Annotated in this window: 19 protein-coding genes, 1 tRNA gene and 1 pseudogene; 8 read left to right on the top strand and 13 right to left on the bottom strand. The window is 63.9% G+C overall.

Going from position 1 to position 15190, the window contains the following annotated elements; genetic code table 11:
• A partial coding sequence (locus Q8M13_RS07770; protein ID WP_305299211.1) for a PQQ-binding-like beta-propeller repeat protein occupies positions 1 to 1299 on the top strand: 1299 nt, incomplete at its 5' end.
• Positions 1300 to 1317: 18 nt separating this feature from the next.
• On the opposite strand, the gene Q8M13_RS07765 is transcribed toward Q8M13_RS07770, so the two are convergent.
• A tRNA-Thr gene (locus tag Q8M13_RS07765) sits at positions 1318 to 1393 on the bottom strand.
• 167 nt (positions 1394 to 1560) lie between these two features.
• Here Q8M13_RS07765 and Q8M13_RS07760 point away from each other — a divergent pair.
• From Q8M13_RS07760 to Q8M13_RS07745, 4 genes are all read left to right on the top strand, one after another.
• On the top strand, positions 1561 to 1767 hold the full coding sequence (locus tag Q8M13_RS07760) for a hypothetical protein (RefSeq protein WP_305299210.1): 207 nt from the start codon (positions 1561 to 1563) through the stop codon (positions 1765 to 1767).
• Positions 1764 to 1964, top strand: a complete 201-nt coding sequence (locus tag Q8M13_RS07755) for a hypothetical protein (protein WP_305299209.1) — start codon at positions 1764 to 1766, stop codon at positions 1962 to 1964. The genes Q8M13_RS07760 and Q8M13_RS07755 overlap by 4 nt, the downstream gene beginning before the upstream one ends.
• 625 nt (positions 1965 to 2589) lie before the next feature.
• Entirely contained in the window at positions 2590 to 2910 is a 321-nt protein-coding gene (locus Q8M13_RS07750; protein ID WP_305299208.1) for a hypothetical protein, read from the top strand.
• A 114-nt stretch (positions 2911 to 3024) separates the two neighbouring features.
• The gene (locus tag Q8M13_RS07745; RefSeq protein WP_305299207.1) at positions 3025 to 3201 is read left to right on the top strand and encodes a hypothetical protein; all 177 of its coding nucleotides are present in this window, start codon (positions 3025 to 3027) and stop codon (positions 3199 to 3201) included.
• A gap of 39 nt (positions 3202 to 3240) precedes the next feature.
• Here Q8M13_RS07745 and Q8M13_RS07740 read toward each other — a convergent pair whose 3' ends face one another.
• The 5 genes from Q8M13_RS07740 to Q8M13_RS07720 all read right to left on the bottom strand — a co-directional run bounded on the left by Q8M13_RS07740 (position 3241) and on the right by Q8M13_RS07720 (position 6228).
• Entirely contained in the window at positions 3241 to 3975 is a 735-nt protein-coding gene (locus tag Q8M13_RS07740) for an SOS response-associated peptidase (RefSeq protein ID WP_305299206.1), read from the bottom strand.
• 32 nt (positions 3976 to 4007) lie between these two features.
• On the bottom strand, positions 4008 to 4382 hold the full coding sequence (locus Q8M13_RS07735; protein WP_305299205.1) for a hypothetical protein: 375 nt from the start codon (positions 4380 to 4382) through the stop codon (positions 4008 to 4010).
• A gap of 19 nt (positions 4383 to 4401) precedes the next feature.
• Positions 4402 to 4599: a hypothetical protein gene (locus tag Q8M13_RS07730; protein ID WP_305299204.1), complete on the bottom strand. Its 198-nt coding sequence runs from the start codon at positions 4597 to 4599 to the stop codon at positions 4402 to 4404.
• A gap of 548 nt (positions 4600 to 5147) precedes the next feature.
• Positions 5148 to 5579: a DUF202 domain-containing protein gene (locus Q8M13_RS07725; RefSeq protein WP_305299203.1), complete on the bottom strand. Its 432-nt coding sequence runs from the start codon at positions 5577 to 5579 to the stop codon at positions 5148 to 5150.
• A 19-nt stretch (positions 5580 to 5598) separates the two neighbouring features.
• The gene (locus Q8M13_RS07720) at positions 5599 to 6228 is read right to left on the bottom strand and encodes a response regulator transcription factor (RefSeq protein ID WP_305299202.1); all 630 of its coding nucleotides are present in this window, start codon (positions 6226 to 6228) and stop codon (positions 5599 to 5601) included.
• A gap of 139 nt (positions 6229 to 6367) precedes the next feature.
• Between Q8M13_RS07720 and Q8M13_RS07715 the strand changes: the two genes are divergently transcribed.
• Complete coding sequence (locus Q8M13_RS07715) at positions 6368 to 6595, top strand: hypothetical protein (protein ID WP_305299201.1); 228 nt, start codon at positions 6368 to 6370, stop codon at positions 6593 to 6595.
• Positions 6596 to 7560: 965 nt separating this feature from the next.
• On the opposite strand, the gene Q8M13_RS07710 is transcribed toward Q8M13_RS07715, so the two are convergent.
• Entirely contained in the window at positions 7561 to 7782 is a 222-nt protein-coding gene (locus Q8M13_RS07710; protein ID WP_305299200.1) for a hypothetical protein, read from the bottom strand.
• 188 nt (positions 7783 to 7970) lie between these two features.
• A complete protein-coding gene (locus tag Q8M13_RS07705; protein ID WP_305299199.1) occupies positions 7971 to 8276 on the bottom strand; it encodes a hypothetical protein in 306 nt (101 codons plus the stop codon).
• 312 nt (positions 8277 to 8588) lie between these two features.
• On the opposite strand from Q8M13_RS07705, the gene Q8M13_RS07700 reads away from it, so the two are divergent.
• Complete coding sequence (locus Q8M13_RS07700) at positions 8589 to 8786, top strand: hypothetical protein (protein WP_305299198.1); 198 nt, start codon at positions 8589 to 8591, stop codon at positions 8784 to 8786.
• 2 nt (positions 8787 to 8788) lie between these two features.
• Here the strand turns inward: Q8M13_RS07700 and Q8M13_RS07695 are convergent, their stop codons facing one another.
• The 3 genes from Q8M13_RS07695 to Q8M13_RS07685 are packed head-to-tail and all read right to left on the bottom strand — an operon-like array spanning position 8789 to position 10376.
• Positions 8789 to 9493, bottom strand: a complete 705-nt coding sequence (locus tag Q8M13_RS07695) for a hypothetical protein (RefSeq protein ID WP_305299197.1) — start codon at positions 9491 to 9493, stop codon at positions 8789 to 8791.
• Positions 9490 to 9882 (bottom strand): hypothetical protein, encoded by a 393-nt coding sequence (locus Q8M13_RS07690; protein ID WP_305299196.1) that lies wholly within the window; start codon positions 9880 to 9882, stop codon positions 9490 to 9492. The genes Q8M13_RS07695 and Q8M13_RS07690 overlap by 4 nt, the downstream gene beginning before the upstream one ends.
• Positions 9879 to 10376, bottom strand: a complete 498-nt coding sequence (locus tag Q8M13_RS07685; protein ID WP_305299195.1) for a hypothetical protein — start codon at positions 10374 to 10376, stop codon at positions 9879 to 9881. The genes Q8M13_RS07690 and Q8M13_RS07685 overlap by 4 nt, the downstream gene beginning before the upstream one ends.
• 716 nt (positions 10377 to 11092) lie before the next feature.
• Between Q8M13_RS07685 and Q8M13_RS20985 the strand changes: the two are divergent.
• Positions 11093 to 11197: pseudogene (locus Q8M13_RS20985) on the top strand (PEPxxWA-CTERM sorting domain-containing protein); the annotation flags it as partial.
• A gap of 254 nt (positions 11198 to 11451) precedes the next feature.
• Here Q8M13_RS20985 and Q8M13_RS07675 read toward each other — a convergent pair.
• Both Q8M13_RS07675 and Q8M13_RS07670 read right to left on the bottom strand, forming a co-directional pair.
• The gene (locus tag Q8M13_RS07675) at positions 11452 to 12651 is read right to left on the bottom strand and encodes a right-handed parallel beta-helix repeat-containing protein (RefSeq protein ID WP_305299193.1); all 1200 of its coding nucleotides are present in this window, start codon (positions 12649 to 12651) and stop codon (positions 11452 to 11454) included.
• Positions 12652 to 12679: 28 nt separating this feature from the next.
• Entirely contained in the window at positions 12680 to 15157 is a 2478-nt protein-coding gene (locus Q8M13_RS07670; protein WP_305299192.1) for a putative Ig domain-containing protein, read from the bottom strand.
• Positions 15158 to 15190 lie beyond the last annotated feature (33 nt).

The raw sequence follows: 15190 nt of genomic DNA, 5'->3' as shown, positions 1-15190 counted from the left end.
ACTGGAGAGCAGCGCTGGGCCTGGGACCTGGCGCGACCCGACCGCAACACCGCCCCGCCGCCCGGCGAGATCTACACGCGCGGAACGCCCAACATGTGGACGACAGCCTCGGGCGACGAGGCTCTTGGCCTTGTCTACCTGCCGCTCGGCAATTCCGCCGCCGATTACTGGAGCAGCAGCCGTTCGCCGCTTGAGCGCGCTCACTCCACCTCGCTGGTCGCCCTGGACGTGACGACCGGCCAGCCGGTCTGGAAGTTCCAGACTGTGCACAATGACGTCTGGGACTACGACCTCGGTTCGCAAGGCACGCTGGTGGACTTCCCGACCGCGGCTGGCCCGGTCCCTGCGATCGTCCTGCCGAGCAAGCAAGGCGATATCTATGTGCTGGACCGTAGAACGGGCCGGCCGCTCACCGGCGTCGAGGAGCGTAAGGTTCCCACCGGCGGCGTCGAGCCCTCCGAACGCTCTCCTACCCAGCCGTTCTCGCGCTATCACACCCTGCGCAAGGCCGACCTGACCGAACGCTCGATGTGGGGGATGTCGCCGATCGACCAGATGGTCTGCCGCATCCAGTTCCAGCGCGCAAAGTACGACGGCTTCTACACCGCCCCTACCGCTGACCGCCGCTATATCGAGTATCCCGGCTACAATGGCGGGTCCGATTGGGGCGGCGTGGCGGTCGACGCCCGACGCGGCGTGATCGTCGCCAACTACAACGACATGCCCAACTATAACCGCCTGGTCCCGCGCGCCGAGGCCGACGCCAAGGGCTGGGCGCCGCGCAGCGAGGCGCGAGGCGGCAGCCTGGGTAGCGGGGCCGAGGGCGCCGGCGATCCCCAAGCCGGCACGCCCTACGCCATCGACGTCAACGCCGGTTGGCGCCTGCCGGTCACCGGTCTGCTTTGCAAGGAACCGCCCTACGGCGGCATCCGCGCCATCGATCTGAAGACCGGAAAGACCCTGTGGGACCGCCCGTTCGGCTCGGCGCGGACCAATGGCCCGTTCGGCATCCCCTCAATGCTGCCCATCGAGATCGGCACGCCGAACAACGGCGGCGCGGTGGTGACGGCCGGAGGCCTCGTCTTCATCGCCGCAGCCACCGACAACCTGATCCGCGCGATCGATCTGAAGACGGGCAAGACCGTCTGGAAGGACGTGCTGCCCGCTGGCGGACAGGCCACGCCGATGACCTATGAGGTCAATGGCCGTCAGTACGTCGCGATCATGGCCGGCGGCCACCACTTCATGGAGACCCCGATCGGCGACGCCGTGATCGCCTACGCCCTGCCGGCGCGATAGCTATTGGGTGGGCTTTCATGGTGCCGGCTACAGGAATCGAACCCGTGACCTTCGGTTTACAAAACCGCTGCTCTACCAGCTGAGCTAAGCCGGCCCGGCGCTGCTTATGAGGATTTCCAAGGGTTCGCGCAATATCCCTCGTGAAGAGAAAATGGGAACAAACGGGAAAACTCCGGGACGGATCGGACTGGAAGTCCCGGAATAGTCCCGGATAATGTTCCGGCTCTGTTCCCGGATCCAACATGCCCCCGCAAACCCCTCATGAGCCGCCGATTCACGCCGCCCTGGACGACCGAAGACACCGGATCGTCCTGGGTCGTCAAAGACGCCACTGGCGCCGCGATGGTCTGGTTTTGCTATTCGCGGGATCTCGTCGGGACCAACCCCGATCGACTGTCGGCGGACGAAGCGCGCCGACTGGCCCGTGGGTTCTGCCGGCTGCCTGAGCTGCTGGCCGCATCCCAATGACCAAGTACGAAACCCTCAGGAGCATGATGTCCTACGACACCATCCTAAAGACGAAATGCCCCTGCGGGCATGAGGGCCGCTTCTCCCAGCGGGACGCCATCACCCTCTTCGGGGCCGACGCTACGCCCTTCGACGTCCGCCGCCGGCTCCGCTGCAGCAAGTGCCATCAGGTCGGGAAGGCTGAGGTCTGGATATAGGGAAGCCACTGCGGTCTTGCGCCTCAATCGACCACGCATCTAGCTTGGCAACATGAGCCAACAACCGCGCCTGCGTTTCCGCCGAAGTCGCATCCTAATGATGGTGGCGCTCTACATCCCCGCTACGGCGCTCTCCTTGGTAAGCTTGGGTGGCCGGCTCGGCTTGTTCTGGCAGATAGTTCAACTCGTGCTTATGGGAACTGGCGCGGTCATCATGTTGCGCGAAAACAAGCGGGCAAAAGCGGCTTCGCGCCAAGAGCCTCCCGTCGGATAGCGATGACGCTGAGGTCTGGATCTAGGTATGGCCGTCCGCCACGTTTAGAGCCAAGCTCCCGGGATGAAGCTGACGCCATCGCAACGACGTCGGGCCCAGGGATTTGCTTTGGTCGGCATCGGCATTCCCATTGCCGGGCCAGCCGCGACGGTATTCTACATGTCGGTGCCCCGGAGCCACGGCCCCTTATTCGAGCTGCCGGCTCACGTCTCAGTCGTACTCTGGGCGACCATCGGCGTTGGGGCAGCATTGGCCCTGGCAGGAGCGTATCTGATCAAGTCGGCGAGGCAGATGTAAGCCTGGAGTTGAGCGAGATCCGGCGCCAAGGTTAAGCTAGTCCAGAAGGGTCACATGAACTTCGGAATCGCGCCGCTCGTGGCCGTCGCGCCAAACATTTCCCGGGACATGACTGAAGAAGGCGCGGCCCTTTTCGTCCTGGTGTTGATCACGCTTTTCCTGGTCATTCCGACCGGATGGTTTCTCTACAAATCTGGCAGTGCGATCATGTCGAGGATGGCGGGAAGACCTATCCAGATATTCCCCGCGAACGAAGCTCATACCGCTACCGCCGCCGTCCTCGAAGTTCTCACTTTGCTGTTTTGCGGACTAGGATTCTTGTTTGGTTCGACCCTGATCGTCGTCGGCGCCGGCCTCCTCCGGACGGGAATTTAGACGTGTGCAACAACTACATCCACAAGGGCGACATCTTCGGCTGGGCATCGGCCCACGAGAAGTTCCTAGGCGAAGAGCTGACCACGCGTCGTTGGGCTAGCCCGAGCTAGGCCCGTGATCACCACTGTCGACTTCTGGTGGTTTGTCCTTCTGGATGAACATCACATAGCCGCCGACGACCACAACCACGACAGTCCAGACATCCCAAAGCCGCGGGATCGGCAGGTGATGGCCGAAAAAGACAATCGCCAATGTGCCTGGCAGGGCAAAAAACAGCCAGGCCCTGAATAGCCGCCGATGCATAGCCGCTCCCCGCTTCGCTGAGCGAACCTACCCGGCCGGCAGCATCCCGGCTTCATCCTTCTTCACGCCGCGCGCTACGACCTGCAGGCTCTCATCCGACAATGGCCGCTGCAGCTCTTGGGCCTCTTCCCAGGGTGCCCGCATCCACACGTCCGCCTCTTCGACCGAGGTCAGGATCACCGGCATCGCCTTGGGATGGACGCGGCCGACCTCTGTGTTGGGCTCGGTCGTGAGGAAGGCGAACAGATCGCAGGTCTCGACGCCGGTCTTCACCTTCCGAACGCAGGTCCAGGACGTCCAGATGCCGGCGAATAGCGCGAGCGGCCGTTCTTCGGACGCGGCGAACCAGATGTCGCCACCCTCATCTCGATTGAACTCGCTGAAGCTGGTGAAGGGCACGAGGCAGCGGCTATCCGTGCCAAGCCAGGGCTTCCAATGGGCGCTCTTGGTGTTCCGGACGTTGGTCGTGCCGCTGTCAGGCTCTAGGCGCAGCAGCTCGTCGAAGTCGACGTCCCTGCCCTTCGCCCGCAGCTTGTCCGCCCGCTTTGACGCGGCGTCGAACAGAGCCTTCTTTGAACTTGGCATGCCCCAGCGCGCCATGACCAGTTCGCGCTCGCCGTCCAGCCCATTGCGCACGATCGGCGCAGCGTAGTCGGGGAAGATGCCCGGAAGCGGCGGTAGATTGCCCGTGCGGTCGTTCATCGCCCGGGTCAGTGCGACGATGGCCGCCTGGCCCTTGGTCATTGAATATAGATTGCACATGACGGCGACGCTGCGGCGCCGCCGCGACGTCGTCAATCCGCAGGCTTGAGCACGTCGGGATCCTGGAGCCAGAGCTGAACGCCCCACCACTCCGGATCGAAGTCCTGCATGAAGATGTAGTGCTCGAGACCTTGGACCCGATCCCAGAACCAAGCTCCCTCACAGATCTCCTCGGCGCCAAGATAGAGATCGTGCTCGCGAGGGGGCGGTTCGTCCGCCAGGATCGGCGGGTCAAACGGCTCATCGGCGGCGCCCGGGCGCAACCAAATCGCCAGCTCTATTGTCGGGCCATCAACGTCAACGTCGCGCCGGAGGACTTCCACGCGCTCGACGTCCCCATGCGACCGCCAGAACTCCACGTTGTGTAGGGCGCCAACGGCAAGAATATCCGGCTCGCGCGGTTTCATGGCCATCGTAGTCGGTTCCTTAGTTTAGTGCGCCGCGGCCGGCGATCTGGCGGAGACCCTGCTCAGCCAGTTCCTCGCCGAGCGCTATCGCGGTCTCAGCCGGCAGCGCGACAGCCACCTCTTCGCCATCGGCAGTCTTAAAGACGAGCGCTACGTGCAAGGCGTCTTCTGACCTTTCCGTGGTCCATTCCGAAACTAGCACCAGATCAAGTTCCATTCAGACTCCGTAGGACATCCTGGAAACGACGGTGCCCTTCTCGCGTCTAGGAGGATTGCAGCCTAGCCGCCGCCGCATCAAGCGTGGGGCGGTCAATGCCATGGTCTGGGATCAGCCTCACCTGCCCCCTGGCCCCGCCCCAGGGGATCAAGAGCGGGGCCTTCGGGGGACGGTTCTGACTTGCATGGGCGAATGCCCAAGCCAGGCCTTAACGAGCGCAATTCGGAGCCGTTCCGAACGCAGCGGGAAATCGAAAGAATGAGCGCCCGGAGCCTCAGGGTCCGGGATAAAGCAGCAGGGCTAGACTTGGGCGACCGCGCGATCACTCAGGCCGTAGGGGCAGACTAGCGCCCGTGAACGTCGGGGCAATACCGCAAAAACGCGGGTCTAGCGAAACCCTGCGCATGGAGCGGGAACTACAGTGACGCTTCGGTGTTTTGGAAAAGTCGCCGCGCACCGCCCCCCAGCGGACGGGGGACAAACGCCAGAGTTCGGCTCAGCGCGGGCCCCGTCGAACCTCGATTGGCGGGGTCTAGCCGCTGACCGCCCTAACCGATGGCCTGGAACACCATCCCCAGAAAGGCGCAGATGCCGATCGTAAACAGCAGGCCCGCGACGACGAAGGTCGGAGTTGGGCTGTAGGCCTTCCGGGACAAAGCAAGGCCCGCATACCGTTGGCGGATGACGCCTAGCTGCCCAAACTGATTGAACATCCCCCACGACAGATTGATCAGCCCAAGGCTCAGAAGGGCCAGGCCGATCCGGCGCGCCACCTGGTCGAGGTCCACGCCGAGCGCGCCGCTAGGCGAGACCGCGACGTTGGCCAGAAAGGCGTGAATGGTGAATCCGAAGCCAATCATCGAGATCGATGTCTGCACAATGCTGATCATCGTGCGCTCGACATCTCTCAGCTCTCGCTCGCGCGCCATCTCGCGTTCAGCCGTCATCGGGTCCCGCATCGCATTCCCTTCGCTGCGCACGGACCATCCAATCGAACGCTCATCCCGGAATCAGATTCCGTGTGATGGCCATCCGGATCAGCTCAACTGTAGTATGTGCGCCAATTTTCCGCATCGCGCTGGCACGATGGCTTTCAACGGTCTTGGGGCTTAGCTCCAACCTCAACGCAATCCGCTTGTTAGAGAGGCCCTCCGCGACCAGCGTGGTAATCTCAAGCTCTCGCGGCGTGTAGCGTTGTTCGGCCGTCAGTCTCTCTCCGCCCCAACCGGCTACGAGCGGAAGAAGCTGTGAAACCTCCGCCGAAAAATACTGACGCCCCATTCCGACCGCATGGATCGCGGCATTCAGATTTTCCACGGCTTCAGTTTTCAGAATGTACCCGAGCGCGCCCGCCCCTAGCCCCCCCTGAATGCCTCGGAGATCTACGCGCGCGGTGAAAATAATCGTGCGGGCGCCGCCAAGTAGGCCCAGCGGTTCGGCGAGACCCGAGCCAGTCTGCATTTGAGAGGGATCTAGGATGGCGACGTCGGACGAAACATAGGGGCTCGATTGCAATGCATCGACGCCATCAATCTCGCCGCATATTTCCCACTCTGGGCAACGTTCTGAGAGCCTTCTTATCCCCTGCCGCACAATGGGATGACGATCGATGACCAAGACGCGCAACATGGCGACCCCCCCGAAGTCAAAGCAGCTCGACTATGCTACTGCGCAGTGCCGCGCCCTCCATCAGGTGAAACCCTGAGCTGACGTCCCGCGGACACCAGAATCGAAGCACAAGCGCCGCTCCGAAAAGTGAGGGCTGCGAATGGCGCTGATCGACATGAAGGAAAAGGCGAACGAGAGCGACGCCTACCGCTTTCGGATGCTCGGGAACGGCTCCCCGGTGATCGTCGTCGTGTCGCGCGCCGCCGCTCAGATCGCCGGCGGCTTCCACAACAACAGGGCGCACTTCGCCGCCCTCGCCGACGCCAAGCACTCCAAAGGTGCGGTGGAGCAGAACGGCTCGGTCCTAATAGATGCGGCGGACCTATAGACCCCACGAAGTCCCGCCAGGGTCTGAGAGAGCGCATCAATGGAACCGCGTGGAACTTAACGGGTCTAAACCCGGTTTCTCCCCCAAAGGGACAATTCGCCCACGGCGCCAAGGCCGCAAGCGGAAATATGTTCCACCAGACGCCTTGAACCATGGATGAATAATGCCGAGATTTAGCGGCGAAACCCTCGGGCGACGTTGACTCTGTTAACCTCTGAATGGCAGAGATTAGCGAGCTAACGAGGGGGGCTAGTTGGCAGATGTGGAACGTGGACAGCGCAAACTTCAAAATCACCGTCGAGATTCAGCGCCGAGAAGACGGCGGCCTGCGGGTGCGGAGCAATGAAGTTCCCGGTTTGGTTCTCTCGCATCGTGACCCGGCGCGGGTAATAGCAGACATCCAACCAGCTCTTGAGGCCATCCTATCCGACATGCTCGGATGCGCCGTGAAGGCTCATCGCCTGGAAGCCTTCAACCAACAGGACGCGCGCCGCCGCGTGTCTTCCCACCTCCCTGAGCCAATCCGCGCTGTTGAACCTGGCGTCCTAGAGTTCGCTGCGGCGGCCTGCGCTTAGTTGATCGGACTGAAGTTTCTTCCACGGCCCCAGTGGGAGAAGAAACTCAAAGCTCTTGGCGCCGAACCGCTGGCCGGCCTCACCCCTCTGAACACCGCCGAATGGTGGCGGGTGCCCGGTCGCGGCCCATTCACTGTGCCCGTGGAAGACGACGGCTCGTGTGAGTTTTGGGCACTTCAACGCATCCTCCAGGAACAAGACGGAACCACCCCGTTCCCGCCACTTGGCCAACACTAGATCGAACGCAAAACGCCCGCCCCCGGTGAAGGGAGCGGGCCAACTCTGCAGAGGCTCCAACAACGCGATCGTGGCGGAGCTGAAGCTGATTTCCGAACTATATTCGATCTATAGGCCGAGTATTTTGCCGTTGAGCACCGGCAGGGCCGTTCTTTACTCATCCAAGCGGTGACGCTGATGGCGCCGCTGGACCGCGCCTATGGCCGGCCAGATCACTTTCTCCCAGACGCGGAGTTGGTCCGGCGAAAGTCCCTCTGTGCCATCTTCGTTGAGCACTTGCAGCGCGATGCCATGAGCAGCCGTCCCCTCCTCCAAATCCGAAAGGGCCTCCGTCAGGTACGCGGACAACTCGAGCTCGATAAAGCCCTCTCCCATAGTCGCCTCCCTGTTCAGATGAACGGTGCGGCCTCTCGCGATATCCTGTCAACGGACAGCAAATAGCCCCCCGCCGAAGCGAGGGGCGAGTAGCGCCTATTGGCGAGTGTTTATGAGGAACGCCCCGCAAGCCAGGATCACGGCTCCAACGGCGACAGCCCAGCAGTGCCAGAACCAGAACGGCTCCATCAGCTATCAGGCGGGGGCTTGGGGCATCTGAACGGAAGAGGTGCCCCGTTCGTCACCGACCAGCGGCAGATCCGCGCCACCGTCTCCCACCCCCGCTCGCCCCAGGCTTCTACCTCGTCGTCGTGCAAAGCCAGGGCGTTGTCGCTCGCCAGCGCCTCGACGGTCAGCGCCGGCTTGGCCTCAACCTTAAGGTCTGCAATTGGCGGGTAGCCGGTCAGCCGGGGTTCCCTGCTGGCGCAACTGCACGCAAGCACGAGCAAGGCGGCCAGCGCTAGGCCGTTGGTCAGGCGCAGATTGGATAGCATCGGATCGCTCCTGTTGAGCTGCTGTGATGTTGGTGTTCGAGGCGGCTCGCTCGCCGGCGGCGGTCTCGTTTGCCCGCCCTGCCCGCTCGATCGCGCCGACCTGGCCGGCGACTTGTTTGTTGGTCTGGTGGGCGGCGCCTGAGCAGTGGCCGAGCAAGAACGCCGGGCCGGCGATGACAACGGCGCCGACGACAGCCGGCCACCATGTTCGCGCAATCGTGCGCGCGCCCATCCACTCGATCATGGACATCTCCTTGCTGTTTGGTGAGAAGGTCGCCGCGTCGCGCTGGACGCAGCGATATGGAAGACGAGATGAGCCGGATTGGCCCACTGCTAAGCAACACAGGTCGCGGCGCCCTCTACGGAATCGGCGCGGTCATTCTGTTTGGCTTCGTGTTGGCGCTCATCTTCAGCGACGGAAAGCTTTCGGGCGCGAGCCAATTTCCCGATGGCTGGAAGTGTCAGGCCTTCGGTAAGGGTGCGTCCTACTGCAGTGCGCCTGAGCGCTGAGCCTACAGCCAGCCGCCCGCCCGCAGAGCGGCCTGGAACGTCTCGGCGTAACCCGCGATCAGTTCGGCCTTGTCGGTCCCGTTGACGATGCGGCGGGCAGCAGTGAATTGGGCGCGGGAGGCGACGGCCGGCAGATAGTCAGCCAGGCTCTTGCCGGTGAACCAGCCCTTCTCCATGCCGCGGACGATGACCTTGGCGGAGATGGCTGGATCAAGAGCGAGGTCGTAGTTGGCGATCAATGCGCCGTTCAGCCCAAGCTCGCGATCGGCACGCTCGTAGTTGTCGTCCCAGGTCAGTTGGACGTCGCCGCGCCCATAGGCCACCTGGCCGTTGTTCCGACCGGGCACGCCGTACTTGCGGCCGGCGCCTTTCCCGTACTCACGGATCGGGCGCAGCGTGCCGGCCGTCTCGTGAACTGCGGTCGCCAGGGTGTAGGCAGCCCAGGATACCGGGAACGCCGCGGCGACGCAGGCGTCGAGGATCCGCTCGCATCCGGCTACTTCTTCGGCGCTGAGCGTCGGCCCAAGCGGTGGGCGGCTCCGGACATGGTCGAAAAACTTGGCCGGGACGCGTAGGCCCTGGGGCTCGGCTGGTACGGGCTGCGGAGGTGCCGGCGCGACATCGGGACCATCGACCAGCAAAAGGGCCTCAAGCGTGTCGGCTGAGGCCCTGATATGCGCGATCGCTGCGAGCGCTTCGGCCCTCATCGTTGCACCCGTGCTTCGGGCGGAAGCTCTCCAGCGTCGGCGGCCGCAGGGCTCGCCGGCGTGACCGTCGTCTCCACGGTCGTCTTCACCGCCATTGGCTGGCCTTCGTCCTGGTCGATCGAGGCGTGGACGCCGTCCTTTCCGCCGTGGACGTTGACGTTAAGGCCGGTGATCGCGGCTAGGGCGACCAGCACAAGGCCAGCCGCCGCCATCATCCCGTAGCCGAGCCAGTTGATCTGCTGGCCTTGGTAGGCGGGGGCCCATGGCCCTAGCCAGATCACGGCGCCGTAGCCGGTGAAGACCAAGGTCAAGGCCATGGCCGCGCCGATCTGCGCCCACACCTTCACGGGCGCAGCGGCGATCAGCGCCTTCCAGATGCCCGCGATCATTTCGCCGCTCCCTTGGACAGGTAGTGGATGGCCTCAGTCACCCAAACGATCACCTTGGGCAGGTTATCGATGCCTGCGCCCAAGGCGGCGATGCCGGTTCCCAGCGCGACGATCCTCCCCGGCCAGGTGCGCCAGAATCCCTTCGCGACTTCAGCGGCGGTGACCTTGGCGGTATTGGCGGCGGCCCGGCTGGCGGCCTCCCCTGCCCCGCGCGCCGCGCCCTCAGCCGAAGCCGAGACTTGGGCGTCGCGGTGATCTTCCATGCTGTCGATGCGGCGACCCTGCTTGTCGATCAGGTCCCGCATCTCGCCCAGGTCGCGGCGGGTCTCGCCGAACTCGCGCTGCACGTCCTTGTCGGAGCCGTCCATGCGGAGATCGAACTTGGCTTCCATCTTGTCGAGCCGACCTTCGACACGCTCGAACAGCCGGTCGAGTTGCGCGCTCCACCGCTCCTCGCGGCGATCCAGCGCCGACCGAAAGTCATCATTCGACATGGCGTGGCTCCTACGCGCCGATGCACGCCTGGCAGTGGGTTGTTGGCGGGCTGGACCTGGGGGTGGGGCTGATCGAGATCGGGCACGCACAGCGGAGCCGAGGCCCCGCGCTTGGACGACTGTCCTCATGTCAGGGTTCTCGCTGTGGTGGGCGGGGCTCAGAAATCGACCACTCAACCAGCAGCCGATTGGACTCGCGCGGAGATAGCGGCGATGGTTAATGAACCGAGTTATCTTTGCAGGGGCACACGATGAAACAACTGATCGCGGCAGCATTCGCCGCCGCCGCAATGTTATTTGCCGGCACCGCTGGAGCAGCTACCCATCGGGTCGACCTAGATGGATTTGCGTTGGGTCAAACGCTTACCTATGCCGACATCACGAACTATCCCCCTGGATCGGGGTATGACTTTCGGACTTTCGGCGTGGTGGTGGATGGTCCCCAAGGGGGGCGATCCGTTCGCGTAGACGCAAGCGTCGGCGATATCGACATCATGCTATTTCCGCTGTGGGTCAGCTACGATGAGGAAGCTCGGGCCCTCATTAAGTTCTTCGCCTCGGCGACCTTTGACGTCTACTCCCCCGATGGGGTGACGCTCCAAACGCCGGGCCCAAAGATTGTTCTCCCCGCGGGGGGTACGACCAACTACGAAGCCAACGTAAAGTTCAAATACGGTACGGCCTATCTGACCAATATCGACGTCACGACGATGTTCAGCCCAACCCCAGAACCGCAGACCTGGGCCATGATGATTATCGGCTTCGGCGGTGTCGGCGCCATGCTCCGCTCGTCCCGTCGCCGGGACGAACTCTCCGCCTAGGCTCCTGCGGCCAACTCGCCTATCGGCGGTTGGTCTCTTGACAGCCCACGCAACCTGCGGTGACTGAACGGGCAATCAGTTCAGTTGCGGCGGGGGCTGCCCTTTATGACCATCAGCTTAGAGTCAGGCGCGAAAGCGTCAGCGCCTACACGGGTGAAATGGCCGAACAAAGCCCTCGTCATGGCGTGGCTCTATCGAGCTCTGTTCGCTCTGGCGCTAGCTGGTGTCGGCGCTTACGGCGCGATCTTTGTTGACTAGTTGAGGGGCCCGACGGCCAGCACCGCCGCCAATGCGGCCACACCTTGCGCTGGTGTCGCGAAGTTCACGATCAAACGACCCGACCGCTTTAGCGGCTCCAGCTTCGCCTCCGTGCGGCCACCAAGAATTTCGCGCAGCTCGTCACGCGTGGGTGCCGGGATTTCAGGCGGCGCGCCCGGGGGAGGTCGAAATTTAGCCTCCCACTTCGTCGCTGCAGCGTCCACCTCAGCCTGAGTGGCCGGCGGGATCGCGACGTTCCCCTCACCCCTGGCTGGCGTATTCACCGCGACCAACATCGCGCGATTGCCGGTAGCGACCCCCTCGGCGTTGTCGACCTGTACCCACGACTTGTCCGGCTTCGACTCGGCCCCTTGCTGGAAGAGCGCCTCGTTGTCGCGAACCTGCACGCCGTCGGCATCGGTGACGCAGACAGCGTGATAGGCGGCGTTGATCACAAGGTTCCGCGCGACCGTCACGCCCTGGTGGCGCTCGCCGTTCTCGGCCTTGATGAATATCCCCTGCGGGCGTCGGCCCGTCCCAGCGCGTATCAAATTGTCGACGATTGAGACGTCGCGGCAGACCTTCGATCCGGTCGGCGCCATCACCTGAATGCCGTCCGGATGATCTGAGCCGGTCGGGTTGAAGTCGCTCAACAGGTTGCGCGCGATCATCACCCGCTCGCAGCTTCCAATGTCGATGGCGTCGCTTCCTAGGCTGGACAGGTCGTTCTCAAGGATCTCAACATCGTTGCAGTTACCGATGATGAACCCACGGCGCAGGTCACGACCCTCCATGCCTTTGATCGTCAGGCCGGTGACGTCCCCTGCCCCGATGCCGTAACCCCAGCGATCATCCGACGTTCGCCGGCCGACAATCCGACCGCCAATGAACGACAGGCCGCGGCCACCAGTGACCACGACAGCCTGGGCATGCTTGGCGCTCGCGCTGGTGATGTCGAAGTCGAGGCCGACGAGGTTCACGTCGACCCAGCCGTCCATGTTGAAACCCTCAGTGAATCGAGGCGGGCTGGCCGGGTCGGCCGCAGTGACGGTGATAACCCCGCCGCGCGCCGCCCGCAGGCCGTTCTTCACGCGGGCCAGCGGGTAGACGCCGGGCGAGAGGCGTATGACGTCACCGGCGACAGCGGAGAGCATCTTCGAAGCAAACGACGCAGGTTCGGCAAGCAGGTCTGACATGGCAGAGCCTTTCCTCAGAGCGAAGGTTCTATTGCGTGATCGCAAGACCTTGGGTCGGCACGACAGCCGACCAGTCACGGCGGTCGACAGTCTCGAAGCCGATCCCGCCGACATAAGCGGCGTTGGCGGGCGCAGCGCCGCCCAGCCCGGCGCCCGAGCCGTGGTTGATGCCTTCCATGTAGTCGGCGCCATTGCCCGACAGCAGGAAGTACGGCGTGAGCACGCCGGCATAGGAACCCGCCGCCCCGGCCGTGATGGTGACCGAGCGCCCGTCGCCGACGATATTGCCGGCGGCGGCGCCTAGGTCCGTCACGACCCCAGCACTGGCCCGCATGGTCGCCACGTTGGCCGCAACGGTCCAATCCACCTCTTTGTTGGAGATCCAGAACCGGGCGATCTTGCCCTTGTAGATGCCGCTCGTGCCGAGCGACGGGGCATGGAAGATGCCCGTCAGCCCCGAACTCGCGAGCGGGTTCTGAGCGAAGCTGGTGCGGGCAGCGTTCACCGCGACCGCGCCGCTGTCGAAGACGGTCGCCCCGGTCACGTCGTCGACGACCATCAGTCGGTGGCGAAGCACGCCGGACTCGACGTTAGCGCTATAGAACACCCAGCGTCGGCCGTTGACGCTGCTCACCTGGCCGGTGGGCGGCGTGCTGCCCCCGGTCAACTGGCCGTACGTGGCGCCGGCGTCGTCGCGGACGGCGATCCGGATGCCGCCCGCGGCCTGGCGGGTGAGCTGCACACCGCCGCCCTGGTGATAGATGTTGAGGATCTGGCCGTCTGTCGAGGCGTCCGGATGCAGGCGAACCGCGAGCGAGAACTGCTTCTGCCCGCCTGGAACGCCTCTGAAGTTGCGCGAGGTGCCGTTCACATAGCTCGGCGCATCCAAGGTGCCAGCATTGTCGACGCTGTCGATGCTGGCCCAGGTGTTTCCGTCGACGAACATCTCGTCGTCGTTGGAAAGGTCGATCGAGCCGATCCCCAGGCCGATTCGATACTCCTTCATCAGCCCAGCGCGGGTGACGCGCACCAGCAGGTCGTAATAGCCCCTCTTCAGCACCGTGGCCGAGGAGCGGGTCACGGCCGCGCTGGAGCTGATCGCGAAGTCGGTGTTGGGCGAGCCATCCAGGTTGACCAAGGCGAGGGAGCAGCCGCTCAGGCTGCCCGAAAAATAGAGCTGGCAGACCGCTCCGCCGTTCGTCTGAGCCGTCGAGCGGTTGCTGAAATACCGATGCATGGGGAAGAACGGCAGCCCGGCCTCGACGCTGTTCTGGAAAGGAAGGACGAAGGCTTGCTCGAGGTAGCGGATGCCCTTGTCGTTCGGGTGGCTACGATCGGCGACCTGATAGCTCGGCGGGATTTCGCCATTGTTGATGGCGGCGGTGTCTGTGCTGTCGAGCGGCGGGGCGACCATCCAGTAGCGCAGTGAATTGGCGACGAAGCCGGGGCGATCTGCCCACATCAGGCGCGACATCCGATACTCGCGGAAGAACGAGACGCCTCCCCAGCCGTATTCGGTCCCAGCCCACGACAGCAGCCGCCCCTGCGCCGTCACGCCAGCATTGAGCAACGGCAAGATCGAGTTCTTCAGCCAGTTGCGACGCTGCTCAGGGCTGCCGACGTTCGAGGCCGAGTTCCAGCCGCCCGAGACCATCAGCAGATCAGTTTGGATGATGCGGGTGGCGCTCTTGTCGGTGGATGCGTTGACCTGCGCCGTTACCGCGACGTCGGTCGAACCGCCCGCGGCTTCGGACGAGACCGGCGACCCCAGGATCGCCTTTGTGGAGCCTGGCGTGTCGTCGGCCAGATAGCTGGCGAAGCTCTTGCCCGAGCCGTCGTTGTCGCCGGCGGAGGTCGATGAGCCGTTGATCGCGGTGTTGTTCAACAGGCGGGGGAAGTTGGCGGACGAAGCTGTTCCCACGACTAGATCGAACGGACCAAGCGAAGCGGTCAGGCCGTCGGAGTCGGTCACGCCGATGACCAGCGAAGCCGTTCCCGACGAGACGGGCGTGCCGGAGATCTCGCCCGTCTCGCCTTCGAAAGTGAGGCCCGTTTGAAGTGTGCCGGTGAGGGAGAACGCGAAGGGCGGGTTGCCACCCGTGCGGGTCGGAGCGAACAGATACGGCGCCCCAACATTGGCGGCCGGCGGAGAGCCCGCGAGCTGCAGAGGAGCGGCGATCGTCACCGGGTCGCTGGTCGCGGTCGTCGGGCCGACATCGTTCGTTGCGGTCACGGCGACAGTCATCGCGCCAGCACCAGCGGCAACGTCGGCGGAGGTCCACACATAGGTCGGGCTGGTCGAGACCGTCGTCGCCCCGCGCTTGATCGCATAAGTGAAATTCGGGCTCGGCAAGCCGGTCCAGGAGCCGGGGTTGACGGCGGCGCTCTGCCCCTGGGTGAGCGGTCCTTCGAAGAAAGGCTTGACCACATTCACCGGCGCCGTGGTCGCGGCCGGTCGGGCCGCCGTGGGAATGAGGCCCAGGCCAATACCAATCCGGAGGCTCATCAGGCGTGTTCTCCCGCACGCAAAGGCGTGTTG

The organism is Phenylobacterium sp. (assembly GCF_030681155.1).
Taxonomy (GTDB): Bacteria; Pseudomonadota; Alphaproteobacteria; order Caulobacterales; family Caulobacteraceae; genus Phenylobacterium.
The sequence above is the reverse complement of the archived record's forward strand: the minus strand, read 5'-3'. Positions and strand labels throughout refer to the sequence as shown.